23 protein-coding genes and 1 tRNA gene are annotated in these 26,412 nt (G+C 50.3%); 4 read left to right on the top strand and 20 right to left on the bottom strand.

Annotation, left to right across the window (positions count from 1 at the left end; all coding sequences use genetic code 11):
• The 11 genes from ACWIZX_RS12350 to ACWIZX_RS12300 form a co-directional block, all read right to left on the bottom strand.
• The coding region (locus ACWIZX_RS12350; protein WP_448335989.1) for a formate/nitrite transporter family protein at positions 1-550 on the bottom strand (550 nt) is incomplete at its 3' end.
• 28 nt (positions 551-578) lie between these two features.
• Positions 579-2,219, bottom strand: coding sequence for an NADH-quinone oxidoreductase subunit NuoF (gene nuoF / locus ACWIZX_RS12345; RefSeq protein ID WP_448335988.1), 1,641 nt, complete (start codon positions 2,217-2,219; stop codon positions 579-581).
• A gap of 12 nt (positions 2,220-2,231) precedes the next feature.
• Entirely contained in the window at positions 2,232-2,711 is a 480-nt protein-coding gene (gene nuoE, locus ACWIZX_RS12340) for an NADH-quinone oxidoreductase subunit NuoE (protein WP_322791418.1), read from the bottom strand.
• Positions 2,712-2,759: 48 nt separating this feature from the next.
• A complete protein-coding gene (gene nuoF, locus ACWIZX_RS12335; RefSeq protein WP_448335987.1) occupies positions 2,760-4,541 on the bottom strand; it encodes an NADH-quinone oxidoreductase subunit NuoF in 1,782 nt (593 codons plus the stop codon).
• A 46-nt stretch (positions 4,542-4,587) separates the two neighbouring features.
• Positions 4,588-4,956 carry a (2Fe-2S) ferredoxin domain-containing protein gene (locus ACWIZX_RS12330; protein WP_322791416.1) on the bottom strand — a complete coding sequence of 123 codons (369 nt, stop codon included), beginning with the start codon at positions 4,954-4,956 and terminating at the stop codon, positions 4,588-4,590.
• A gap of 42 nt (positions 4,957-4,998) precedes the next feature.
• Positions 4,999-5,553 carry an ATP-binding protein gene (locus ACWIZX_RS12325; RefSeq protein WP_448335986.1) on the bottom strand — a complete coding sequence of 185 codons (555 nt, stop codon included), beginning with the start codon at positions 5,551-5,553 and terminating at the stop codon, positions 4,999-5,001.
• The gene (locus ACWIZX_RS12320) at positions 5,550-6,065 is read right to left on the bottom strand and encodes an NADH-quinone oxidoreductase subunit NuoE family protein (protein WP_322791414.1); all 516 of its coding nucleotides are present in this window, start codon (positions 6,063-6,065) and stop codon (positions 5,550-5,552) included. Before ACWIZX_RS12320 ends, ACWIZX_RS12325 begins: the two co-directional genes overlap by 4 nt.
• Before the next feature lie 142 nt (positions 6,066-6,207).
• Complete coding sequence (locus tag ACWIZX_RS12315; protein ID WP_448335985.1) at positions 6,208-6,969, bottom strand: PHP domain-containing protein; 762 nt, start codon at positions 6,967-6,969, stop codon at positions 6,208-6,210.
• A gap of 45 nt (positions 6,970-7,014) precedes the next feature.
• A complete protein-coding gene (locus ACWIZX_RS12310) occupies positions 7,015-7,356 on the bottom strand; it encodes a DRTGG domain-containing protein (RefSeq protein ID WP_322791412.1) in 342 nt (113 codons plus the stop codon).
• Positions 7,353-8,360: a CBS domain-containing protein gene (locus ACWIZX_RS12305; protein WP_322791411.1), complete on the bottom strand. Its 1,008-nt coding sequence runs from the start codon at positions 8,358-8,360 to the stop codon at positions 7,353-7,355. The genes ACWIZX_RS12310 and ACWIZX_RS12305 overlap by 4 nt, the downstream gene beginning before the upstream one ends.
• Before the next feature lie 16 nt (positions 8,361-8,376).
• Positions 8,377-8,754 carry a DRTGG domain-containing protein gene (locus ACWIZX_RS12300; protein WP_322791410.1) on the bottom strand — a complete coding sequence of 126 codons (378 nt, stop codon included), beginning with the start codon at positions 8,752-8,754 and terminating at the stop codon, positions 8,377-8,379.
• Between the two features lie 220 nt (positions 8,755-8,974).
• Between ACWIZX_RS12300 and hisS the strand changes: the two genes are divergently transcribed.
• Both hisS and ACWIZX_RS12290 read left to right on the top strand, forming a co-directional pair.
• Positions 8,975-10,246, top strand: coding sequence for a histidine--tRNA ligase (hisS, locus tag ACWIZX_RS12295; protein ID WP_322791409.1), 1,272 nt, complete (start codon positions 8,975-8,977; stop codon positions 10,244-10,246).
• 36 nt (positions 10,247-10,282) lie between these two features.
• A tRNA-His gene (locus ACWIZX_RS12290) sits at positions 10,283-10,354 on the top strand.
• 162 nt (positions 10,355-10,516) lie between these two features.
• On the opposite strand, the gene ACWIZX_RS12285 is transcribed toward ACWIZX_RS12290, so the two are convergent.
• The 6 genes from ACWIZX_RS12285 to ACWIZX_RS12260 all read right to left on the bottom strand — a co-directional run bounded on the left by ACWIZX_RS12285 (position 10,517) and on the right by ACWIZX_RS12260 (position 18,336).
• The gene (locus tag ACWIZX_RS12285; RefSeq protein WP_322791408.1) at positions 10,517-11,527 is read right to left on the bottom strand and encodes an ABC transporter ATP-binding protein; all 1,011 of its coding nucleotides are present in this window, start codon (positions 11,525-11,527) and stop codon (positions 10,517-10,519) included.
• An 18-nt stretch (positions 11,528-11,545) separates the two neighbouring features.
• On the bottom strand, positions 11,546-12,571 hold the full coding sequence (locus tag ACWIZX_RS12280) for an ABC transporter ATP-binding protein (protein ID WP_322791407.1): 1,026 nt from the start codon (positions 12,569-12,571) through the stop codon (positions 11,546-11,548).
• Between the two features lie 20 nt (positions 12,572-12,591).
• Positions 12,592-13,530 (bottom strand): ABC transporter permease, encoded by a 939-nt coding sequence (locus ACWIZX_RS12275; RefSeq protein ID WP_322791406.1) that lies wholly within the window; start codon positions 13,528-13,530, stop codon positions 12,592-12,594.
• 23 nt (positions 13,531-13,553) lie between these two features.
• A complete protein-coding gene (locus ACWIZX_RS12270) occupies positions 13,554-14,633 on the bottom strand; it encodes an ABC transporter permease (RefSeq protein ID WP_322791405.1) in 1,080 nt (359 codons plus the stop codon).
• Positions 14,634-14,779: 146 nt separating this feature from the next.
• Positions 14,780-16,513: an ABC transporter substrate-binding protein gene (locus ACWIZX_RS12265; protein WP_448335984.1), complete on the bottom strand. Its 1,734-nt coding sequence runs from the start codon at positions 16,511-16,513 to the stop codon at positions 14,780-14,782.
• Positions 16,514-16,698: 185 nt separating this feature from the next.
• Positions 16,699-18,336, bottom strand: a complete 1,638-nt coding sequence (locus tag ACWIZX_RS12260) for an L-lactate permease (protein WP_448335983.1) — start codon at positions 18,334-18,336, stop codon at positions 16,699-16,701.
• Between the two features lie 142 nt (positions 18,337-18,478).
• Between ACWIZX_RS12260 and ACWIZX_RS12255 the strand changes: the two genes are divergently transcribed.
• On the top strand, positions 18,479-20,080 hold the full coding sequence (locus ACWIZX_RS12255) for a response regulator (RefSeq protein WP_448335982.1): 1,602 nt from the start codon (positions 18,479-18,481) through the stop codon (positions 20,078-20,080).
• 5 nt (positions 20,081-20,085) lie between these two features.
• Entirely contained in the window at positions 20,086-20,862 is a 777-nt protein-coding gene (locus ACWIZX_RS12250) for a response regulator transcription factor (protein WP_448335981.1), read from the top strand.
• Between the two features lie 2 nt (positions 20,863-20,864).
• Here ACWIZX_RS12250 and ACWIZX_RS12245 read toward each other — a convergent pair whose 3' ends face one another.
• From ACWIZX_RS12245 to ACWIZX_RS12235, 3 genes are all read right to left on the bottom strand, one after another.
• Positions 20,865-21,809: a DMT family transporter gene (locus tag ACWIZX_RS12245; RefSeq protein WP_448335980.1), complete on the bottom strand. Its 945-nt coding sequence runs from the start codon at positions 21,807-21,809 to the stop codon at positions 20,865-20,867.
• A gap of 29 nt (positions 21,810-21,838) precedes the next feature.
• Positions 21,839-23,524, bottom strand: coding sequence for a pyridoxal-phosphate dependent enzyme (locus tag ACWIZX_RS12240; RefSeq protein ID WP_448335979.1), 1,686 nt, complete (start codon positions 23,522-23,524; stop codon positions 21,839-21,841).
• Positions 23,525-23,547: 23 nt separating this feature from the next.
• Positions 23,548-26,412, bottom strand: a 2,865-nt coding sequence (locus ACWIZX_RS12235) for a GAF domain-containing protein (RefSeq protein ID WP_448335978.1), incomplete at its 5' end; no start/stop codon positions are given.

Raw genomic sequence — 26,412 nt, 5'->3', positions numbered from 1 at the left:
GCCAGACAGCCATACAAACCATGGCGTTGCACATGGTGCCGAGAGCAATTGCCTGTAAAAACTCGAGGTTCACTTTGCTGTTAGCAATATTCAGCGCCGCTAAACCGATTGAGCCGTTTCCAAAACTATACTGGCGGGTGAGGAACATGATCACGGCAGTGGCAACGGAACCGACAAAGTTCCCCAGGTAAACAATCACCCAATTGCGCAGCAGCGCCTGCAAGGTGACTTTACCGTTGGTGAAAGCCATGATGATCAGGTTGTTGCCGGTGAAGAGTTCCGCACCGCCGACAATCACCAGAATAAGGCCGACTGTGAAGACCAGCCCGGTCAGGAGACGCGCAACACCATAGGGCAAAGTTGATGAACCGGCGCTGACCGTTGTGGCAAAAATAGCGCCTAATGCGATGAAAGCGCCGGCTAAAATGGATAAAGCAAACAACGGCCAGAAGGCAAGATTGGCTTTTTTAACGCCAATGGCTTCCGCCTTCTGAGCCATTTCGGCGGGCATCAAAGCATCAATGGAAATTACGTTGTTTTCGACTGCCATCACAAAGAAACTCTCCAATAAGCAAGTTTCAGGGTTGAGGGATCATCTCCTCCATTTTGCAGACTCCGGAAGGGCAAATCTTGAGGCGGATGTGGGCTTCCACTTCGGCGCGGAAGTAATTCAAAATATCGCGCAAGGGAGTGCCGGCTGTTTGGCCTAAGCCGCAGTTGGATAACATATAAAGATTTTCGGATAGTTCTGCCAGTTTGTCGAGATCGCTCAAGGAAGCCTGGCCTTTTGAGATTTTATCCAGCATTTCCCAAGCCCGCTGTGAACCAATTCGGCATGGGTTGCATTTACCACAGGATTCAACCCGGAAGAAGTTAAGCAATACTTTCGCGAGGTCCACCACACAGGTATCCTCGTTGCAGATCAGCAAAGCGCCCGAACCCAGAGAAACGCCGGCTTTGGCGTAGGAGTCGAAGTCCATGGGGGTATCCTGCAGCGAAGCCGGAATAATCGAGCCGCTTGACCCGCCGGTCTGTGCCAGCTTGAAGTTAGAACCATCCTTCATACCCTTGGCATAAATGGCAATGACTTCTCTTAGCGTGATCCCCATGGGAACTTCGATCAAGCCGGTGACATTGACGTTGCCGAGGACAGTGTACACTTTGGTGCCCGGGCTGCTGGGTGTGCCGAAACTTCGATACCAATCGGCGCCGTTGTTGATGATGGGCGGGATATTGGCCAGTGTTTCAACATTGTTGATCACCGTCGGTTTTCCCCACAGGCCAAAGGTGGTCGGGTAAGGGGGACGGGAGCGCGGCTGTCCGCGTTTTCCTTCGATGGACTCGATCAGTGCAGTTTCTTCTCCACAGATGTAGGCTCCAGCTCCGGCGTGAATGTGAATTTCAAAGTTGAAATCGGTGCCGAAAATGTTTTTACCGAGGAATCCCATCTCATGGGCGTCTTGAATGGCTTTTTTAAGTCTTTCCTGAGCAAGCAGGTATTCACCGCGGACGTAAATGTAACCTTCATCCGCGCCAACTGCATAACCGGCAATTGCCATGGCTTCGATCATGCTGTGGGGGTCGCCTTCCAGAATGAGACGATCCTTAAACGTGCCGGGTTCAGATTCATCGGCATTGCAGATGATGTATTTCTTATCCGATTTTTCGCGGGCCACGAAACCCCATTTGCTACCGGTGGGGAAACCTGCTCCGCCCCGTCCGCGCAGGCCGGATTTTTTGACTTCTTCAATCACTTCTTCCGGCGTCATGCTGGTGAGAACTTTGCCGAGAGCCATGTAGCCGTCATGAAGGATGTACTCCTCAATGCTGGTTGGGTCAATGATACCGGCGCGGCGCAGAACAATTCTCTGTTCGGCTGGCAGGGTGCCTTTGCGGGCGTGCAGCCAGGCAATTCTGCCGCTCAATTCACGTACCGAAGCCACCAACTCTTCGGCAATGCGCCCTTTGTAGAGATGCTCCTCAACCAGATAGGGTACTTTTTCGGGCGTAACCGGCCCGTAGATCACCGCTTCCGGGTAAACGATGACTAGCGGCAGAGCATCGTGGCGGCCAACATCGCCGACCATGGTCAAAGAGATTTCATCCTCCAGACCAAAGGCTTTGATTTGATCCTGTAATGCCTGAAAGACTTCCTGCGCTCCCAGCTGCATACTGATGGGGTCACTGGAGACCAGTACCATTGAGCGAGCCATTTTCATTGGACACCTCCTTTACTCATACCGCGCTAAAATTTCAGGAACCTTCCGGGCATCCACATTGCCGTAGATGTCTTCATCAACTACAATCACCGGACCAACCGAGCAAACTCCAAGACAGCTGGTGGTGATGAGCGTCCATTTACCATCCGGAGAAGTTTCATTCGCTTCCAGACCCAGTTCTTCTTTCAGTGCTTCAAACACCTCTCTGCCGCCAACGACATGACAGGGAGCACTTTCGCAGAATTGAATGACATGTCGCCCGCGTGGTTTGGTGGAGAGCATATGGTAGAAACTGGCTACCCCGAACAAACTGCTCTTCGGTTCTTTCAAGCGGCGGCTGATTTCTTCCATCGCTTCGGTTGGAATATAGCCCAATTGGCGGTTCACCTCGTTCAGGATGGGAATCAATTCCTCCTGCTTTGCGCCGAACTTTTCAATGGCAGCATTAACCGCTTCCAGTATTTTTTCGCTGCTTTTGGTTTCAACGCTCATGCTATTCCTCCTTTGGTCTGAATCGGACGATTGCTGCAGCTGGCTGGATTATTCGATGACAACTGCGTTGAAGTTACATACCTGCATACAAATGCCGCAGCGGATGCAGGTGTCCGGATCAATGACATGCGTCTGACGACGCTCACCGCTGATGGCGTTAACCGGGCAGTTGCGGGCGCAAACCGTGCAGCCGGTACAGGCATCTGGTAGAATTTCGTAACGGATCAAAGCGCGGCAGACTTTTGCCGGGCAGCGTTTTTCGTAAATGTGCGCTTCAAATTCCTCGCGGAAATAACGCAGCGTGCTGACAACCGGGTTCGGCGCGCCTTGACCCAAACCACACAGGCTGTTGGTGCGAATTTCCTGGCACAAACTTTCAAGCAGCTCAATATCGCCGTCCTGTCCCTTACCATCACAGATGCGGGTAAGGATTTCAAGAATACGGCGTGTGCCGACCCGGCAGGGAGTGCATTTGCCGCAGCTTTCGTCCTGAGTGAAGTCCATAAAGTAGCGGGCAACATCTACCATGCAGGTATCCTCATCGAGGACAATCATTCCGCCGGAACCCATGATGGTGCCTGCCTGAGCCAGTGATTCATAATCGAGCGGCAGGTCAAGGTATTCTGCCGGCACACAGCCGCCCATCGGGCCGCCGATCTGGACGGCTTTAAAGGCTTTGCCGTCTTTGATACCGCCTCCGACATCATAGATAATTTCGCGCAAGGTAATGCCGAGGGGTACTTCGATCAAACCGGTATGATTGAGGTCACCAGCCAGTGCAAAGGTTTTGGTGCCTTTGCTTTTTTCCGTTCCGTAGCTGGCGTACCATTCTGCACCTTTGAGGATGATTTGCGGAATATTGGCATAGGTTTCCACATTGTTGACATTGGTGGGCCGGTTCCACAAGCCCTGTACCGCCGGGAAGGGCGGGCGTGGGCGTGGTTCACCGCGTCGTCCTTCAATCGAAGCAATCAGAGCAGTTTCCTCACCGCACACGAAGGCGCCTGCGCCCATGCGGACTTCCAGATCAAAATCGAAACCGCTGCCGAGAATATCTTTACCCAGTAAGCCCAAATTGCGCGCCTGCTGGATGGCAATGTTGAGGGTGGAAACGGCAACCGGATATTCGGCGCGGCAATAAATGTATCCTTGATGGGCACCAATTGCATAGGCTGCAATGGCCATACCCTCGATAACGGCGTGAGGGTCGCCTTCCAAAACGCGGCGGTTCATAAAAGCGCCCGGGTCACCTTCATCTGCGTTGCAGACCACATACTTGATGTCGCCCGGTGCCTGACGGGTGAATTGCCATTTTTTACCGGTGGGAAATCCAGCGCCCCCGCGTCCGCGCAAACCGGATTTGAGAACGGTATCAATCACTTCCTCAGGGGTCATTTCGGTGAGGACTTTGGCGAGCGCCTGATAACCATCCTCGGCGATATAGTCTTCGATATTTTCGGGATCGATTTTGCCGCAGTTGCGTAATACGATGCGGACTTCTTTCTGGGTGGGGGCACCCAGCTCCTCATCTACCACTTTGGTGGTGGGCATCTGGAATTTATTGACTACCCGGCCCTTGAGGAAATGTTCTTCCACCAGATAGGGAACATCATCGGGGGTTACTCCGACATAATGGACACCCTCGGGATACACCATCATCTCCGGGCCTAAACTGCACCCGCCGATGCGGGATGTTTCCAACACCTGGACTTCATCAATCAAACCTGTAGCAACCAGTTCATCCTGCAAGGCATCCACCAATTCGTGCGCGCCTTTTTGAAGACATTCTGGATCTACACAGACTAAGACATGTGAGCGATAGTATTTCATAGCCGTCAACCTTTAGTCTTGCAAAAATGGTTTACCAATAAAATGCTTATATCTGAATCACGAAATCTTTAACCACATTACCATTCTTAACATGTTCTTTCATGATCTGGCGGGCGACATCCGGCGAAACCTTGCCGTAGGTTACTTTGGGCTGATCCCCAACCACAACCTGCACAATGGGCTCTTTTTCGCATAAGCCAATGCAGCCGGTCTGGGTCACAACAACCCCTTCGAGGTTCTCAGTTTGGATGGTTTCAAGGATGGCTTTCATGGCATCCCGCGCGCCAGCGGCAATGCCACAGGTGCCCATACCCACAATCACCTGAACCTGCCCCGAAGCAGTTTTTACTTTTCGTTTCTCCAAAGCTTCCTCACGGATTTTTTTCAAATCGTCCAAACTTTTGATGGTCGGCATGGTTAATCTCCTCTCTACGGATTGATATCTCAAGATATCCGGTTAATAGACTGGTGTGGTTTGAAGTGAACGGATACTGCTTTCCAGTATTTCGCGCAGATATGAAAGTACCAGCGGATCGGAAAGCGGGATCTCCTGCAGTTCTTGTTTGATTTGTTGATCGTCCAGTTCAAAGATCTCATCATCCACGCTGTAACGGAAGACCCAGTGAATTTGCGGGTTTCCTACCAGCAAGGTGAGGAAAGTTCCGGCAACATCACCCAACGGCATCCGATCAATGTGGCTGCGTTGAAATTCAACTTCGACCAATGTCCCTTCACCAACTTTGGAATGAATTTTGAGCCAGCCGTTGCAGGCTTCGGCAGCAGCTTTCAACAGAGGAATACCCAGTCCAACCTTGCGGGTGGTGCGGGTGGTCACAAATGGGTCGGTTACTTTTCTGACCATCTCCTCATCCATTCCTTTACCATCATCCTGAACACTGAGGTACAACCGGTCGGCAGTTGTATCCTCACGAATCGTAATGGTGATATTTTTTGCGCCGGCTGCAATGCTGTTTTCAGCAATATCCAGCAGGTGAAGGGATAACTCTCTCACTGTTTGTTATCCTGAATGGAGCGTAATACTTGGGGGAATTTGTTGGGGCGCAAACGCCCAAAAATTTTGTCATCTACCACAACGACCGGTGCCTGGCTGCAAGCACCCACGCAGCGGCAAACCTCCAGGGTGATTTCGCCATCCGGCGTGGTTTGCCCCGGTTCAACACCCAGCAGGGATTTGGCTTTGTCAATCAACTGCGGCATGCCACCTACGTAACAGGCTGTGCCCATACAGAACTTAATGGTGTGCTTGCCGCGCGGGGTGGTGGTGAAGAAGGAATAAAAGGAAACCACCCCATGAACTGAACTGACTGGCACGTGCAGTTTGTCAGCAACATATTGTTGCATGGGTTCGGAAATGAAACCGATCCGGCTTTGAAGCTCGTTGAGGACAACCATGGTCGCGCCGGGGAGGTTCTTGTTTTTCTCCAGAATCTCATCAATCAGTTTCTTTTGTTCGGGGTTAGCCAGTGGATCGTTGGCTGGTATGGAAGGTTTGATGTTTAGCATACGTTACTCCGGTAACAAATTGGACGAAATTGGTAGAATTAATTGGGGCTAATCAATCCAAAGTGTACTCATTTGCTTAAGTTTAGGTAATTACCAAATGTCATCTTTCCTTGTGAAAGTTGTAACAAATGAAATCTAGAGGTTATTCTTCGGAGAGAGCTGTGCTGGAGAGGATGCGATGGGAGCGGCCCTGTTCGCCGCGCAGTGCCAGTCGAATTTCTTGAATGGTGGGGGATTGTAAAGTGAACTGGTTTAGGCCTAAAATCTCATCCAGACGATGAGCATCACCGCTCTGGATTAACGAATAACCTTGCAGGAATGGATATATTTTAACCGCTTCTGCCAATTTCAGGTGATGAGAAATTTCCATCACTTCCAGCGGAATATCCGCCGGGGGCATTCCCAAAATGGGTAATAAGCCGTTCGCTGTGCGGTTGACATGCGCCGGAATAAACAGCCCCCCCAGTTCGGTGACTTGATGATATGCTTCTGCCAGGCTTAAATTGACCGAATTGAGCAGCAATCGTTCTTCGCGCTGCAGGAAGTCGCCGTTGGCATCTACAATCAACTGGTCACCAAAGTAATCCGGGCGGTTGGGGAGAGGGGGCAGGTGACGGTCAACAATGGCCTGCCAGGCGAGCGCCTGTTCAAGGGTTTCAAACAGGCATAAGGAGTGAACTTCTTCGCGGGTTTGAACTTCCATACCGGGCAGCACGATCAAACCGGTTCCTTGAGCGGCCTGCTGGACAGCCGAGATATTGGCGGTTGTATTATGATCGGTAATGGCAATCAAAGAAATGCCTTTTTCAAGGCATTCCATGACAATCAAGGGGGGCAGCATTTCAATCTCCGCACAGGGAGAGAGAACGGTGTGAATGTGCAACTCGGCACGATAAACTTTCAAGAGAAACCTCCCTGCCGGAGGATGTAAACCGACTTTGGATAGAATTCAGCGAATACCCAATTCCCACAACCTGCCAACTACCCGGTAAGTATCCTGCTGGCTGGATAACAGAACTACACCTTGTTCATTGGCTTTTTGGATGGTGGCTTCATCGGGTTGTGCACCTTCGGTGATGATGATGGCGCTTAATTCCAGCAAGGCAGCCACCGCAACGATATTGCTGTGGGCCTGCAGCGTTACCCACAACCCGCCACGCGATGCACCGGTCATCACGCAGGATAACAGATCGGCTGCATAACCCGTGGTGGGCAGAATTTCATTAAAAGGCTTTTGTTCGGTCAACACTTTCAGGTCAAGTGCCTGGATAACCTGTTCCAGATTCATCATTTTTCCTCCAAAGATTTGGCAGCATGTCCTTCCCCAACCGTATCTTCTTTTTTGAGAAAGATCTTCATTCTCAAACGGGTTCCTTTTCCCCACACCGATTCCAGTTTCATGATGTCCACACAACGGGAGATATTCACCAGTCCCATTCCTGCTCCAAAACCAAGTTCCCGCACCTTTTCGCTGGCGGTTGAATAACCCGGCTTCATGGCCAATTCCACATCCTGGATGCCGGGTCCGCTGTCATATACATCAATGGAAATTTGATGGGGTTCAATTTCAACCCGAATCACACCGCCTTCAGTGGTATGAATGATCAGGTTCATTTCGGCTTCGTAGGTGGCAATTCCACAGCGGCGGGCAATTTGGGGGCTGGCACCCATACGGCTGAGAGCCCGCTTAATTTTGGATGAGGCTTCTCCGCCGTGTGTAAAATCGCCGGCTTTGATGTTGTAACGCAAGATTAAGCTGGTTCGTTCGGATTCGATATCCTCAAACAAATGCGAGGCACGGTAACGGCGCACTTCTTCGGTCTGATAATCCTGCTGTAAGGCTTTTAATAAGCCGCGCGTGATGTCGCCTTTGGTCAGAATCCCAATCAGTTGACCCTCTTTGTTGATAACCGGCAGCCTGCCGACCTTGGTGCTGACAAACATTTTCAGCGCTTCCACCACCGGGTCATCGCCTTTGACGGTGAATGGATTGTGGGTCATGTATTTTTGGATTTCTGCCTCAAGGTCAGCCTTAATCAGACAGCGAATCAGGTCTTCAATGCTGATAATGCCAATCAGCTGGCCCTCTTCAACAATGGGAGCGCCGGAAATTCGCGCCACACGGAATTGTTCCAGCACTTCCCGCATTTTCATGCTGGTGGTCATGGTGATGGGGTTGGGGGTCATCACCTCTTGAACTTTGATCTCGTAAGCGAGTTCTTCAACCCGGGTGATGTTTTCTGCTTCCTGGTCACTGATGAGGCTGGATTTACGAAGAGGGGTTTGTTCGGTCATTTTTAAGTTCAAAAAGCTAACTGGCAAAACAATCCTGGTCGCTCACCGGTCGTTCAAGGCAACTCAAACCAGCTTGATAAAGAATGCCACAGGCTTCAAACATGCCAAAGGGAGTGCTGATCAGTGGAATGTGTTCCTTCTCTGCCAGCTGGACAGTTTCAACCGGCGGAGTTTTTCCGCGCACAAGCACAATCGCAAGAACATCGGCCATCATGGCGGTGCGAACGACCTGGGGGTTGCACAAACCGGTCAGTAATATGGCCTGTGGTTGAATGGAGGCAAGCACATCGCTCATCAGGTCGGCTCCGCCGGCACCTTTGACTTCAGCATCCAAATTGATTTTGGAATGAAGGACTTTTCCGTTCAGTTTTTGGACGATTTCATTCAGTTTCATAGTATGGCCTGTTTGAGGGAATTTTCTAACGGGGTTTTCCCGAAAGGTTGTAACTAAATCCAGTCAACATTAGCACAATTTGACCGGTTTGATAAGTGTTAAATTTCCTATCCTGAAAACCCATTTGTCACGCAGGAAATAAGCAAAAAAACCTTCTTACAAAAAAGACAGCACATGTTAAAATGATAGACTATAATTCGTCGAAGAGGAATTTAAAAAGATGGAGAAAATAATTCCTTCCGTCAAGGGAACCCGTGATTTTTACCCGGAAGAGATGGCAATCCGTTCGTGGTTGTATCAGATGCTCCGGGAAGTTTCAGAGTTATTTGGATATCAGGAATATGATGGCCCTTTTCTGGAAAAGATTGATCTGTATGCGGCCAAGTCTGGTGAGGAATTGGTTAAGGAACAGGCTTTTGTATTTCCCGACCGTGGCGGCGATCTAATCACCCTGCGTCCGGAATTGACCCCATCGCTGGCGCGCATGGTTGCTCAGCGCCAGCGGCAACTCACCTTCCCGTTGCGGTGGTGGTCCTTTGGGCCATTTTGGCGATACGAACGCCCTCAAAAAGGACGGACTCGCGAATTTTTCCAATGGAACGTGGATTTAATTGGCGCTAATTCGCCCGAATCGGATGCCGAACTGGTTGCCATTTGCGCCGCATTTTTCAAGAAAACCGGTCTGAACCCATCTCAGGTGGGAATTTTTGTCAACGACCGGCGCTTGATGGATGCGGAATTAGGTAAACTGGGCGTTGCAGATGCAGAAATGAAAAAGCAGGTGTTTCGATTGATTGACCGACGGGATAAAATGCGCCCGGAGGATTGGGCAGCTTATGCCATTGAGGTCGGTTTGAGCGTTGATCAATTTGAGGGATTGAAATCCATCCTAGATAACCGCGAGCTGTGGAAAAACTCTGTCGAGATGCAGCGTTTCTTTGAGACTTTGCGGGCCATGGGAGCGGATGAATATGTCCACTACAATCCACAGGTCATCCGCGGGCTGGAATATTACACCGGAACTGTGTTTGAAGCCTATGATCTGGCACGCGATGGGCGAGCCATCCTTGGCGGGGGACATTACGATAATCTGGTTGCAGATGTCGGCGGTGAGCCGCTGCCCGGGGTGGGTTTTGCCATGGGGGATGTGATGATTAGTCTGGTTTTGCAAAAATATGGCTGTCTGCCGCCGTTGGGGACTGCGCCAGCGGATGTGCTGGTAACAGTCTTTGATGAAACTTTACTGATCGAATCCCAGAAAGCTGCCCGACAATTCCGCGAAATGGGATTGAGGACGATTGGGTATACAGAGGTGGTGCGTTTGCCACGCCAATTGAAATTTGCCGACCGGATGAATATCCGTTTCGTTGTCATTCTTGGGCCGGATGAGGCTGCTGCGGGTAGGGTCACAGTAAAGGATCTAGCCAAAGGCGAACAATTTACCGCCACCGTTCTCGAAGCGGGTGAGTTGATCCAAAAAATGCTTGCATAAAGCCGAGAGGCTGTGATAGAATTCGGGTGCTTTACGGTGGCTGTAGCTCAATGGCAGAGCACCTGACTGTGGATCAGGTGGTTGTGGGTTCGACCCCCATCAGCCACCCCTGCTTTTTAACAAGGGATTTTTCAGGTGGTTGTCCCCGGAAGGGGATGGTATGGGCTGACCCCATCAGCCACCCCTGCTTATTAAGTAGGGATTTTTCAGGTGGTTATCCCCGGAAGGGCATGATATGGGTTTGTCCGCTGTTGCCAACTCTTAGTCAACCTATTGAATAAACTCCTCTGCGTAATGACAGGCTACGAAATGCTGCGGCTGGATTTCTCGCAAGGGAGGTTCTTCCTGCGAGCAATTGGGGCGGGCAAAGGGACAACGGGGATGAAAGCGGCAGCCCTTGGGTGGGTTCAGAGGGCTGGGTACATCGCCGGGTAAAATCATACGCTTCCGCCGCACACGCGGGTCGGGAATGGGGATGGCGGACATCAGGGCTTGCGTGTATGGGTGAAGCGGAAGCCGGAACAACACCTCCCGATCTGCCAGTTCAACAATTTTACCCAGGTACATCACCGCAACCCGGTCGGAAATATGCTCAACGACGGCTAGATTGTGGGCAACAAACAGGTAGGTCAGGCCAAATTCGCGCTGCAAATTGCGTAAAATGTTCAGCACTTGCGCCTGAATGGAGACATCCAACGCTGAAACGGGTTCATCCAGAACGATGAATTTGGGTTGGAGAATCAAGGCGCGGGCAATACCAATTCGCTGGCGTTGACCACCGGAAAATTCATGGGGATACCGCATGGCGTGATAATCTTCCAACCCAACCTTCTTCAAAACTGCCAGAACTTTCTCGAAACGGTCTTGTTCTGTACCGATGTTGTGGATTTTCAACCCTTCCGCAATCGATTCACCGATTGGCAGGCGAGGATCGAGTGAAGAGTAGGGATCTTGAAAGACGATCTGGATGTGGCGGCGCATCTCTTTGAGCGCCTTGCCTTTTATCTTCAGCAGATCAACGCCATCAAAATAAACATGCCCGCTGGTGGCTTTGATCAGCCCAAGCATGGTATGCCCGACGGTAGTTTTACCGCAGCCCGATTCACCTACCAGACCCAGAGTTTCTCCTTTGCGGATGGTGAAACTGACCCCATCCACAGCTTTCACATGAGCGACCACGCGCTTAAGTACACCGCCATAAACCGGGTAGTATTTGACTAAATCCTTAACAACAACCAAATCTTGAGATGTGGCTGGAGATTTTTCAACCAGAGTGTTCATCCATTGACCTTTCTGACCCTATGGTTTGAGCGGTGCGGAATGACCGTCTCCATCCTGATACAACCAGCAGCGCACCAAATGATCGGGCTTTTCGACAGAACGCAAATCCGGCTCAATTTGATTGCAAATTTCCAGGCCATAAGCCTCACGAGCGGTGCAACGCGGCGCAAACCGGCAGCCGGGGGGTAAATCCACCAGGTTGGGGACATTGCCGGGGATGGTGGCTAATTCCTCTTTGAGTTGTCCCAAGACGGGGACTGATTCGATCAACCCCTGTGTGTAAGGATGATGCGGGTTGTTGAATAAAGTATTTACATCTGCCTGTTCAACAATTCTACCGGCGTACATAACCGCAACGCGGTCTGCCATCTCGGCAATCACCCCCAGGTCGTGGGTGATCAAGATGACGGCTGTGCCGGTGCGGTTGCGGAGTTCCCGCATCAAGTCCAGAATTTGAGCCTGAATGGTTACATCCAGAGCGGTGGTAGGTTCATCGGCAATCAGCAACTGTGGGTTAAGCGCGAGCGCCATGGCAATCATCACCCGTTGGGCCTGCCCCCCCGACATTTCATGGGGATACGCATTGATTTTCCGATGCGCATCGGGTATTCCCACCATCTGCAGCAATTCCAGTGTACGTCTTTGCAGCTCTTGTTTACTCAGGGTGCTGTGAATCTTAAGAACTTCACTGATTTGTTCGCCGATTGTAAAAACGGGGTTGAGGCTGGTTTGCGGCTGCTGAAAAATCATCGAAATGTTTCTACCTCGTACCTGTGCCATCTCTTTTTCGGGCATTTCCAACAGGTTTTTTCCATCGAATAAAACCTTTCCCTCCATAATTCTACCGGGCGGATCAATCAGACCCATGATGGAAAGGGATGTAACGCTTTTCCCACAACCGGATTCGCCTACCAAACCCAACACTTCACCGGGGTAAACTTCAAAATCCACACCGTCAACCGCTTTGACAACCCCATCATCGGTGAAATAGTAGGTTTTCAGATTTTGAACTTGCAGGAGTGGCGGTGAATTTTTATGGGTCATGTTCGGATCTTCCTGCATTTTTATTTTTGGTGGGTCAGACGGGGGTCAATGGCATCCCGCAGCCCATCGCCCAGAAGATTAAAGGCCAGCACGGTAATCATAATCGCAGCGCCGGGAAAGAAAACCAAATGCGGGGCAGTAAATACCTGATTGCGCTCGGTTCCCAGCATGGTGCCCCATTCGGGGGTCGGCGGCTGGGCACCCAGACCCAGAAAAGAAAGTGCTGCTGCATCCAGAATGGCAGTGCCGATACCCAGGGTACCCTGCACAATCAGGGGTGGGATGGCATTCGGTAAAATGCGGCGCAGCAGGATGTGGAAATGACCGCCGCCTAACGCAAGCGAAGCTGCTACATACGCCTGTTCCTTGACGGAAAGGACACTGGCACGCACAACGCGGGCATAGACTGGTATGGCAACAATGGCGATGGCTAACAAAGCATTCTGTAACCCCGGTCCAAGCACCGAAACGATGGTGATGGCCAGCAGCAGGGAAGGGAATGCCATCAAGACGTCCATCAAGCGCATGATGATGTTATCCCACCAACCACCAAAATAGCCGGAAATTGCGCCCAGGAGTGTGCCTACTAAAATTGCAAAAGAGACTGTGGTGAAACCGACATAAAGCGAGTAACGCGAGCCGTAAAGCACCCGGCTAAACTGGTCGCGGACGTTTCCGTCAATGCCCATGATGTGCTGGGGGCGGTCCTTTGGACAGCCGAACAGATGAATGCAAGGAGCTTCGCGTTTGTTGACGTTTTCGATGCCGATTAACGGCTGAATAGGGTCGTAGGGGGCGATGGCTTCGGCAAAAATGGCGATCAAAATCAAAAATCCCAGTAAAGCCATTCCAAAAATTGCCGAACGCTGACGAAAGATGCGTCTTAAGGTTAGCCGCCAAAGACTGTTGGAACGGTAATCCTTTTGTTTGAACTGGTTTGCTTTCAGGTCAGTTACCATTTTCTCTATCCAATGAAGGAAAACTAATCAAGGCGTATTCTGGGATCAATAAAAACATAAGACAGATCTACGATCAGGTTTGCAATGACATAACCGGCTGCGATGACGACTGTAAAAGCCTGAATAATGGGAAAATCCCGGGCGGTGATGGCTTCGAAGAGGATACGGCCGACTCCGGCCAATCCAAAAATGGTTTCGGTCAGGACTGCGCCGGCAAACAATGTGCCCACCTGAATGCCGATGATGGTCACAATCGGCAGCAAGGCATTGCGAAAGGCGTGTTTGAAAATAACCGTTCCTCGCAAGAGCCCTTTGGCGCGAGCTGCGCGGATGTAATCCTGTTTGAGTACTTCAAGCATCGAAGAACGGGTCATTCGGGCGATGATCGCCAGCGGGATGGTGCTAAGCGCCACAGACGGGAGGATCAAATGTTTGACGGCATCCTTCAGCACTGCCCAGTCTCGGGTGATGAGAGAATTAAAAATAACCAGATTGCTGATAAATTCGACGAGATGATAGCGGAAGGACTCTTTGGGAAACTCCCAACCCAAGACCTGATAGAAGGGAATACTGACCACCCCAGCCGATAACCTCCCCGTAGGTGGTAACCAGAATGGGGTATCTTTGAGCAACAGGGCAAAAATATACGCCAGAATCAACCCCAACCAGTAAACCGGCATGGAAACACCGATGTTGGCTCCGACCATGGTGATGACATCAATAATGGAATTGCGTTTGATTGCGGACAAAATCCCTGCCGGGATGCCAACCAGCACGGCTATCATCAATGAGGTTAAACCCAATTCAATGGTGGTGGGCAGCCGTTCGATCAGGATGATGGTCACCGGTCGGCTGAAGCGGATTGACATGCCGAAATCGCCTTTGAGCACGTTGCCCATATAAATGCCCAGTTGAACGGGGATGGGCTTATCCAGGCCATACTGAGCACGAAACCGGTCACATACTTCGGCGGTTGCTTTTTCTCCGAGCATGGCTTTACATGGATCGCCGGGAATCATGCGGGAAAGGGTAAAAGTAACCACCAATATCCCAAACATGACCGGAATTGCCAGTAACAGACGACGAATTGTATATGCGATCATGGGATTCCCTTGCTATACCGTAAAGAGAAAACAAGACCAGTGATTGAATAATAAGGCGCGCGGGACAGGCGATACTCAGTAGGGAGAACCGTCTATCCCGCGCATTGGTACGTTTATTTTACACGAGGTATCCTCTGGATGAAGGATTACTCTTCAGCCGGGGCATTCATCAACCCCCACAGGTAACTGAAGTACTCGAAAGAGCCGGTGTTACCAATGTGGAGCGGGTGTTTGTAATCCCAGGCTACAACCCATGACATAACCACGTCGTTGGCATCAAAGGCCGAACCATCATGGAATTTGACGTTCGGGCGCAGCTTGCAGGTCCAAACGGTTAAGTCCTCATTGGCGCTGCATTCGGTTGCGAGAGCAGGCTTCACCTCTGTGCCGCCAATTTCATAGCCGAGCAAGGATTCCAGCACCTGTTCGCAGGCGCGCAGGCTTTCACCGTCGGTTTCATCACCGCAGTACAGGGAGATGGGTTCAGCGTTCTGCATCCAGACGAAGGTTGAGCGGCCGCCCGGATCCATGACGGCGAAGTACTCATTGCCCAGCGGGCTGGCATGTCCACCGACCACATCGGCGCGATAGGCTACACCCGAACCGCCGTGAGCAATCGGCACCATGGGTACCAGTTCTTTAATCTTGTTGTTGGCTTGTTCGTAGATCGGGGTCGCTTCATCGGGATCAGCAATGCGGGCACCCTGTTCGAGCAGTTCGTAGATTTCGGGGAAGGGTTTACCAAATTGAGGGTTGGCGCGCCCAAAGTGGAAATCGAGGAAGTTGGTGATGTGCGGGTAATCAGCACCCCAGCCCAGCAGGTAAAATCCGTTCAAGCGGCCGCTGGTGGATTCATCAATGAATGCACCGCTTTCCATGACGACGATTTCAGCATCAATGTTGAGGTTTTGTTTCAACTGAGCCTGAATATCGGTTGCCACCAGACCGGGTTCGGGCAGGTAGCCACGGACCACGTCGCGATAATAGATTTTGGTTTTGAACCCGTTGGGGAAACCGGCTTTGGCAAGCAGTTCGCGCGCCTTTTCAGGGTTGAATTCGTACCAGTCCTCCCCAACGCAGCCGTTCGGGATGGAGCAGGGGGTGAAGTGGCTGGCAACCATTGAACCGGCCGGGTAGAAATTATCCACAATCCGCTGGCGGTCAATGCCCATAGCAATTGCCTGCCGGACTTCCAATTTATCGAACGGCTCAAAGGTGTTGGTCATGCCGAGGTAGAAGATATTGAGCGCTTCGCGTTCCATTAACTGAAGATTGGGATCGCTGCGAATGACATCGAAGTCATCTGGACTGGGGTTGTCAATACCGTCAACCGTGCCGGATTGCAATTCGAGCAGGCGGGCAGCAGGTTCAGATGCCCAGCGGAAAACCAGAGTTTCGGTTTTGGCTTTCTCGCCCCAGTAATCATTGAAGCGTTTGAAAATGATGCTGTCGCCGCGCTTCCAGGAATCCAGAACATAGGGGCCGGTGCCAATCGGTTTTTCCAGTATCTGCCGGTTTTCCATTGCGGCTTCAATCCATTCCTTGGGTTGGATTGCAAAGGCAGTAAAAGCAGCTTTGGATTCAAAGGCTGGGTCCGGGACGCACAGGGTGAAACGAACGGTCAGTTCATCAAGAGCGGCTATCTCCTTGATGATGCCGTTGTAGTTTTCACAGCTTTCCACGCCATAAACCATGGGTTCAAATCCGGCTTGAGGTGGTGTGGTCGGCTGTTCGGCGGGGGGTTGTTCCGGTGGTGTGGTTGGTTGTTGAGCGGGTGGTTGGGGTGGTGTGGTTGGGGTGGTTGCCGGTTGACAGGCTGCCAGCACCAGACTGGCGATCATTAAAACCGCCAACACCCAAAAGAATTTATTGGCTTTCATTGCTACTCCTCCTTGGTTTTATTGGAAACAGAAACAGAAAAAGATACAGGTTTTAAATGGCATGAAATATCTATAGCGAGAACCACCTCCTTTGGCGTAGATATTATGGGAATCGATATAGGGAACTAACCACTTATTATGCGTTAATTTCGATAAAAACGCAACCTTTTCCGGTTGAAAATTTATTAAAATAGCGCAATGAAGAGGAAACCGACAATCCCTGCCCAAAGAATATAATAAAGCATGGGCATTAATGTGAAGCGGATGATGCTGCCTTCTTTACCGCTCAATCCAACCACTGAAGCGGCTGCCACGACATTCAGCACGCAGATCATATTACCGGCATTTGCTCCTAAGGCTTGCAATGCCAGAATGATAAAGGGTGATAGATTAACCTGCGCGGCTACGCTGACCTGAAATAAGGAAAACATCATATTGCTGAAAGTAGCACTGCCGGCTAAGAATGAACCAAGGCTGCCGATGAGCGGGGCAATCAGCGGCCAGTACTGACCCACCAGATCAGAAGCCTGACGCGCCAATTCAATGGGCATACTTTCCAGACCAGCCAGATTGACACCCGAATTGATGAAAATCCGCACCATCGGTAAAGCGCCGCCCAGCGCAATGGCACTGCTGACCAGGCGTCCCAGGGATTGTGAGATAACCTGATGGCGGTTATTGCTTTGGATTTTGAAAAACCAGAAAGAAAACAGAGAAACCAGTACGAAAATTGTGCCGGGCAAATAAAGAGGTTCTAATGAAGTGCTGATACCCGTTCCGAAAATGTCATTGAACTGAATGGATTGGCTTTGTAAAAAGGATTTTAAAGGCAGGAAAGGCAAACGGGTTAGCACCAGTAGAACTGTTAAAAGAATATAGGGCAGCCATGCGCGTTGGAGCGACATGGGCTGTTCAAAGCTCTGCGCTTCTTCTGTTGGGTCTTCAAAATACCAGACGTCCTTGGGAATGAGAAATCCCTTACGGGCAGCCGGTATTACGATAAGCATGGCGACCAGCGCGCCAATCAAAGTTGGAAATTCCGGTCCTAAAAACAAGGCAACCAGATAAGCGGGCAACAAAAAACTGATCCCGGCAAAAAGGGCAAATTTCCACATCACGAATCCTTCCCGCCAGGATTTGTTCCTCCCAAAGAAACGAGTCAGGAGCAGTACTTGAAAGAGAGGAATCAGGGAGCCGACAAACAGGTCAATCTGGACGGCTTGAGCGGCAACCGTATGAATCACTTGCGGGAGGGTAAGGCCGCCGGTTGCCTGAGAAACCAGGCCGGCCATTTCCCCGCCTTGTTGTAATCCACGGGTCATGCCAATTTGAAAGGTGGTACCCAGCGCACCGAAAGTAACCGGGCTGCTGTTGGCAGTCAGCGCAAGCACAACCGCCGCCAGTGGAGGAAAACCAAGTGCAACCATCAAAGGAGCTGTGATTGCTGCTGGAGTGCCGAAGCCGGCTGCCCCCTCAATGAAAGCACCGAATAACCATGCTACAATGATGGCCTGGACGCGCCGGTCGGGAGAAATGCTGAAAAACATCGCCCGAATACGCTCCATAGCCCCTGCAACTGTCAGCGTATTGAGCAGCAAGATTGCCCCAAACAAAATCCACAAAATTGAAAGAGAAATGATCAACCCTTCCACGACGGATGCAATGGTGTGTAAATAGGGTACTCTCCAGACGAGAACCGCCAGAATGGCGGTTATAAAGAGACTTAAAGGCATGGCTTTGCTGGCTGGCAGACGTAATAAAACCAACAGCAGGAAAATTGCTAAAATTGGCGTCAGAGCGGTCAGAGTAGTCAGGAAGGTCATGGTTATATCCATCAAAAGGAATGAATTTTCGGATGCGCTATTTTACCAGCAGTTTGATGCTTCTCCATAAAATTGTTAATTGAAAAATGGATTGGAAACGGTATAATAATAGGCGACCAGGAAAAATGAGGGTGGAAAATTGATGCGTGAAACCAGAATTTTGGTAGTGGATGATGATCCTGCCATTCTTCGCCTTTGTCAGCGCATTTTAGAACGGCATGGATTTGAAGTCAAAACTGCCACGAACGCGCGAGATGCGCTTCAAACTGCAGAAGAGACGGATTACGATTTGTTGATTACCGATATCCGCATGCCATTTATGGATGGTTTTGAACTGGCGGCTCGCTTCCGGCAACTTCATTCGGAAGCGGCTGTAATTCTCATCACCGGTTTTGGCAGTGTTGAAACTTCCATTCAAGCCTTGCGGAAAGGTGTGGATGGGTTGCTGGTTAAGCCGTTCGAATCTTCCAAAGAATTGATTGAAACGGTAAACCACGTCCTAGAAAATCACCGGTATCAGACGGATGCAGCCCGTTTGAAAGTGCTTCGCCCCTTATTCGATATCATGGAAAATATTTACAGCCGGGTTGAACTGGAGTCGCTCAAGCAGTATTTACAAGAACTTTCCGGTGATTTAATCAAGGCTGCTGAGGCAGGTGTCTATAAGCTTGAGTCTTCAACCTCGCAATGGAAACTGGTTTTCGGCTGTGATTTGAACCTGTTGGTTGACCCCCATCAGGTTGATTGGGATCGGCTTCTCAGTCAATCGAATGATGAGCGGCTGAGGATCATTCAAACCGATCAGTTGGATGATTTCATTCTAAAGAATTATTTGATGCAGAATGAATTGGAAATCCTGCTGGTGCCGGTATTTCGCGAAAAGGCAAGGTTTGTTTTATATTTTTTACGCCCCAAAGAATACGGTAAATTATCGGAAGCCGATCTGGAAATGGCCGCAATTTTTTCGCGCCAGGCAGTGGTTGCCATGGAAAATGCCTTGCTCTACAAGGATTTGGAGAAAATGATTGAGCAGGCTAAGGAATCGCACCGAGCCATCCTGCTGGCAGAGAAAATGAGTGCATTGGGCCGGTTGATGGGAAGTCTGGCTCATGAGATGAATAATCCACTTCAAGCAGTGAGAAATTGTCTGCATCTTTCCTTGAGGGATGATATTTCAGATCCGCAAAGAAGGGAGTATCTCAACCTTGCGATCTTGGAGATCGAAAGGCTTTCTACGTTGGCGCAAAATGCCCTCTCCTTCTATCGTACTAATGACCTTGAGCGTAAGCGGGCTGATTTATTGCCGGTCATTGAATTGGTCAATGAATTAATCAAACCCCAATTACACGCGAACGGAATCGAACTGATCAAGGATTTTCCCTCTCAACCGGTTGAGTTGGAGATGATTCAAAATCATATTCAACAGGTTATCCTGAACGTGTTATTAAATGCGATGGAAGCCTTGAAAAGTCAACCGCCTCCTCGTAAAATCTGGTTCGAAGTCAATAATGAGTTGGAAGATCGGGTTGTGCTGAGCATTGAAGATAATGGTAAGGGTCTGACGGCTGATTTAGAAGAAAAGGTATTTGAACCATTCTTTTCGACCCGGCAGGGAGGCACCGGTTTGGGCCTGTCGGTGAGTTATGATCTGGTGGTGGATGTTCATAAAGGGGATATTCGTTTTGTTCCGCCGGTGCATGGAACTGGCGCACGTTTGAAGATTACCTTACCCAGGCGAGGATGATTGGCATGCCCAGAATCTTGATTGTAGATGATGAAGATGCAGCCCGCGTAACCCTGCTAAGGATTTTGCAGCTGGAAGGTTTTGAAGCTGACGGGGTTGAAAACGGTAACGCGGCGTTGCAAGCTTTGGCTCGGCTCAATTATGATTTGATGCTGCTCGATTTGCGCATGCCGGACCTTTCCGGCATACAGGTTCTGGAAGAAACGGCCTTCAAATATCCGCGTTTGAAAGTCATTATTCTCACGGCGCACGGTAGTTTTGAAACAGCGGTTCATGCCTTACGCTTGAAAGTCGTTGATTACTTGCTGAAGCCTGTTTCACCCGAAGTCATCCTGAACAGCATTCGCCAGGCCTTGGCAGATGATCAGCCGGGACAGGCAGGGAACTTTGTGCTTGAGCAGCGTGTCCGGTATCAAGCCGCCGATACCCCTTCGCAAGGAGAAAATACACTGCTGCGTCTTTCCAACGGAATTCAAATTGATCTGATGAGGCGCGTTATCTCATGGAATGAAAAAACAATCCATCTGACACCCAATGAAGGCAAATTGTTGGGGGTTTTGCTGGCAAACCACGCGTTGGTGATGCGCCATCAAGAACTGGTGCGGATGGTCTATGGCTACCGTCTTGGGGCGGAAGAGTCGGCCAAAATCCTGCGGCCAGTCTTCTCGCGTTTGAATCATAAACTGGCCGCTTTGCCCGGCGGTGATCAGTGGATTCGCAGTGTGCGCGGTTCAGGGTATGTGCTGGAAATTGAGGAGCAGGAGAGCGGAGTAATTGGTTGAAATCACTTTTGCCATGGGAGATTGGTGGTTGGCATGCGTGGCGGATTCAGCCAGGCCAGCCAACCGGTTTGATGCCTTTTTTCGGTGGTTTGTTTTTCAAAGCCGACCAAAAACAGGCTTGCACCAATAAAGAATGCTCCCAGCCATTGATAGAGGTTTAAGGTTTCACCCAGCCATAAACGGGCAAGTACGACCGTGACGATTAACTCGCCCAACCCCAGCAATGCTGTTTGCAAACCGCCCAATTTTTTAACGCCCATGAACAGGGTCAGACGGGCTAAAAAGGTGATCGTTCCCATGCCGATCAACGGCAGCCAGGATGGATTTCCAGCCGGCAATTGGCGGTCAAAAAGCAGATAACCGGTCAATACGGTGATTGCCATGCCCAGCAGGGTGTAAAAAGTGACGGTGGGGGGCGGGGCTTCGTATAGTATCCTCTGGTTGATGATCAGGTGCAGCGCATAAAAAGCTGCTGAAATCAACATGAAAAGCGCCCCAACCCAATCCATAACGCCGGAGCTGTTGTTCAGTAAAAGGTAAGCTCCGGGCAGTGCGAGGCTTAATCGAAACATGGTTAGCAGAGAAATCGTCTGGCGGTCGAGCAGCAGCCAGAAGGCAACAAAAAGCGGATAAAAAGAGTAAAGCAGATGACCAATGCTGGCCTCCAGACGGGCAAGGGCGATATAGTAAAAAATTGAACCGATTCCGTTTATAAAACCCGCCAGAAAGCAGCCAATCAATCCAATCGGATAGATGTAGAGATAAGGACGCTGAAAAAGCATGAAGACCGCCAACAGACTGACGGCTAGAGTGGTGCGCACGGCAACGACGGCTAACGGCGAAAATCCAGAAAGCAGGGCCTGCTTTCCAAAAATGGGAAGCAGACCCAGCAAAATGGCTGAGGATAGTGCGGCATTAATCCCCTGAGAGCGATTTTTTCGTTCCATAATGAAAGAATACTCTCAGCGGTAAAAGATTACTTCAAAAATGCCCGCACCTCGTCCAATAAATCATCGCTCATAAAATCCCCTTTCTGCATCAGTGTTTGAATGTGACCGCGTAAACGTTCTTTTTCTCCGGCGCTTAGTTCTTTGGCGGTAATGACGATGATCGGTATTTCTGCCGTGCCGGGATCGGACTTCAAGGCTTCCATCACCGCAAATCCATCCATTTCCGGCATCATCAAATCCAGAATGACCAGATTGGGCCGCTGGGTACGGATCAGTTCAACGGCTTCAAGGCCGTTACCGGCTTCAAGTAGTTCGTAGTCTCCCTGAGATTGCAATATTCTGCGAATGAGGCGGCGAACGTCCGGGTTATCATCCACGATGGCGATACGCGGGAAGCGGTCAATGGCAACTTTGCTGAGGGCAGCCAGCAAACCTTCTTCAGCGCTTTCCTCCATTTGTTCCGAAGGCAGGACAACATCTTTCGACCAGCCTTCGCCCAGAATGTTGCGCTCAATTGGCATGGTGTGACCGCTGACATTGATGACCACACTTTCCTGGGGGGTAATTTGACCGGCGCGTACCAGCTTAATCAACCCTGCTACTGCCACACCGGCTGCCGGTTCTACCGAAAGTCCTTCCATCTTTGCCAAAAAGTGCATGGCGCGGAAGGCTTCCTGATCGCTGACCATTTCAAAAGTTCCCCCGGTTTGTAGGATATGATTTCGCAGGATGGTGTAGGTGCGGCCGGGGTCACCGGTTGCCAGTGTCGCAATCAGGGTGTGGGGTGATCGCACCGGGGCGGCAGTATCCAACCCCTGCCGCCAGGCGTGAACCATGGGGGCACAGCCTTCAACCTGAATGACCGCAATTTTGGGAATGCGCTCGATGATTCCCATGCAGTAAAGTTCTTCAAAGCCTTTATAAACACCCAAAGGCCCCATTCCACCGCTTACGGATTGAATGTACCAATCGGGAGTTTTCCACGGTAAAACAGTCAGACCGTTGGTTGGTTGCAGGGAATTGCCTTTTTGGGTGGTAAACTGCTCGGCAATTTCAAAAGCAATGGTTTTCATGGATTCGACGCTGGTGATGCTTTTAGCGCCGGCATCCAGGTATAACCCCCGCTGATGGGCAAACTCAGCCGCAACCTGCTTTGCCTGATCATAAGAGCCGGTGACCTTGATCACCTGTGTGCCATAAAGGGCTACTTCGCGCATTTTAGCGGCCGGTACCAGACTGGTGAGAAATGCCCAGAGTTTAATGCCGGCACGGGCTGCATAAGCCGAATATGCGATTGCCACATTGCCGGTGGAGGCAATAACCGCTTCTGTAATCCCCGCTTCTTTCAGGGCAGAGATTGTTACGGCTGCCTGGCGGTCTTTGAATGAGGCGGTTGGGCCTTGCCGCTCATCTTTGAGGTAAAGGTTTGGGTGACTGAGAATCATCCCCAGATTTAACGCCCGCACCAGGGGAGTACCTCCCTCATTCAGGCACAGGTCAGGGTTAGGGTTGAGAACGGGGAGTAATTCACGGTAGCGCCAAATGTTAAACGGGCGGCGGCTAATTAAGTTTGGCAGGATTTTGGCGATTGACTCATAATCATAAACCGCTCTTCGCCAGACACTACCGCAGTTTGGGCAGGTGGATTGAATTGGGGAAAAAGGGGAACGGTGACCACAATCCAGACATTCTACGACACAAGATAAACTCATCAACGGGTAAACCTCACTTTAAGTTAAGCCTGTATGCGATGCAGAGCCTGTTCAATATGGTTCAGCAGGTCTTTTTCGCGCAGGAAGCTTTTATTCAGCATGTTCTGGCTGAAACTGGCTAACTGGTGATGCTGCTCAGGGGTCAGGTCGGCACCTGTAAGGATAATAATTGGGATATTTCGGAATTCGTTATCAGTGCGGATTTTTTCCAGCAATTGAAAGCCATCCAGTCCCGGCATGAAGAGATCCAGAATGACTGCATCCGGTTTGATAGATTGAATCATTTTCAAAGCTTTTTCGCCATCGAAGGCGGCATAGATCTCAAAATTTTTGTTCTCCGCAAGCGTTTTCTGAATTAAACGCTGATCTTCGAGCGAATCGTCCACAACCAGAATGCGATGAATGCGGTTCTGACGATTCAACCGGTAAACCGCATTGACCAGATCTTCTTGCAAGAAGGGTTTTACCAGATAATCGGCTGCACCTAAGCTAAATCCCTTTTCTTCTTCTTCCAGAATACTGCAAATAATCACCGGAATATCCCGCGTTTGGGGGTCGTTTTTCAGGGCATGAATAACCTGCCATCCATCCACTTCCGGCATCATCACATCGAGAGTTATTGCAAAAGGTTTCAGGGACTTTGCTCTTTCAACCGCGAGCTTGGGTTGGGTAAGGGCAACCACTTTATAACCGCTGGTTTTCAAGAAGCGTTCGTATAATTTGATGACTTGTACATCGTCATCAATTGCCAGGATCACTTTTTCGGTTTTGGAAAGAATTTCATCCGATTTCAGATCACTGGTCTGTTTCGCTGGCTGTTGAACGGGCAGGGTGAAGAAAAATGCGCTTCCTTTACCGATCTCACTCCACAAAAGGCCGATTCGGCCGCCGTGTAGTTCGATGAAGGAACGGGAAATGGAAAGGCCCAGGCCGGTACCGCCAGTTTTGCGGGTTGGCGAATCATCCACCTGAGAGAAGGGCAGAAACAGTTTTTCTCGGCCCTTTTCATCAATTCCCTGACCCGTATCCGTAACCACCACCATGACTTCGGGTTTATTGTCGGGGCTGAAGGACTTTTTGGCTTCAACCGTGATCGAACCGGCATCTGTAAATTTGGCGGCATTGGATATGAAATTGAGCAGAACCTGGCGGATGCGGGTGTTATCTGCAATGACTGTCGGCAAGTCAGGTTCCACAAAGTGTTTCAACTGGATGGGTTTATCCTTTATCAGCCCTACAGCAGTAGACATGACCGAGTTGACCAGATCGGCAATGTTGACTTCTTCAAATTGGAGTTCCATTTTGCCGGCTTCGATCTTGGAAAGATCCAGCACATCGTTGATCAAACCGAGTAAATGCTGACCGGAATTGTAAATCGAGGTGAGGTCCTGCCTTTGAAGGTCGTTGATTGGTCCATCAATGCCTTTGAGGATCACCCGTGAGAAGCCAATAATCGAGTTCAACGGTGTGCGCAATTCGTGACTCATATTCGCCAGGAATTGGGACTTCAGGCGGTCAACCTCGCGCATCTCCTGATAGGCTTTTTGGGCCAGTTCATAGGCGCGGGCGTTTTCAATCGCCACGGCAATCTGGTCGGCCAGAATCTGGAACACCCCCAGTTCATTTTCCTGAAACGCATTCGGTTGATTGGATTGAATATCCAGCGCTCCGATGACACGGTCGGCGATGCGCAGAGGAATACCCAGCTCCGAACGGGTATCCGGCAAATGTGGATTGGGCAGGTAAATTGGGCTTTCTAGTACATTATTGACCATTACGGGACTACCGGTATCGGTAACCTTTCCTATGATGGAGCGCGATCCAACCGCAATTTTTTGACGGCTCTCCAGAACTTCTTTCGCACCGTGTCCACTGGCCTGTTGAATGACGGCATGAGTGCCTTCGTCATTGACCAGAAATATGGCGGTATGGTAAAAACCAAAACGCTCCCAAAGCAGATTTACGATACGGTTCAGCAATTCATCCTGAGAAAGAACGCTGGTGGTATCGCGGGCGATTTCGGCAGCGGCCTGAAGTTCAAGAGCCCGGCGCTGGGCTTCTTTGAGCAGGCGTTGTCTTTCCAATGCTACGGCTACACCACTGCTGGCAACATTCAATACCCGCACCTCTTCCAGGTCGAAACTGGCTGGTTGACTGGAAGTAACTGCCAGCAAACCCACAATTTTGCCTGCACTGAACAACGGCACAAAAATACCAGCAGCTACGCCCATCAGGCTCAGGGTTTGTTTGGAAACAGGGTCAAGTCTGCTGTTTTCGAGATGATTCAACAGGATGGGTTCTTCGCGTAATTCCTTAAGTATCGGCAAATGGGTGACGGATTGACGCACTCCAGTCAATTCAGATGAACCGGCAACTGAAGCGCTGGCAACAATCTCAAACTCGACTGGAATGCCATCCTGATCATTGTAAATCTGGATGATGGCTGCTCGTTCTGCTTGAGCCGGGAGGATTTCGGTTATTACCAGATCTACCAGATCGCTGGCATCCCCTGCCTGTGCAATACCGCTGCTGATGCGGTAATACAATTCTGTTTCAGCCAGAGCCGCCTGGGTTTGTTCAAAGAGCCGCATGTTTTCAATGGCGGTTGCCATCTGATCCACGAGGGGTGGGAAGGTGCGCATTTCACGGATGGTGAAATAATGCAGCCCTTCTGAAAGAAAGAGCAGTGCTCCCAATTGTTTACGGGCCGCCCACAGCGGTAATACGGCAATGGAGCGCACCTTCAATTCTTCCAAAGCCGAACGCGTAGCAGGTAAAATGCTCAGGTCATAAATATCATTGTAAAAAGCGGGAGTTTCAATCAAAATCAATGGATTAAAAATAGCGTATTCCAGTTCTGAATCAATTGCCGGGGGAGGAGTGCCTCT

This window comes from Bellilinea sp., from assembly GCF_053501535.1.
The sequence above is the reverse complement of the archived record's forward strand: the minus strand, read 5'-3'. Positions and strand labels throughout refer to the sequence as shown.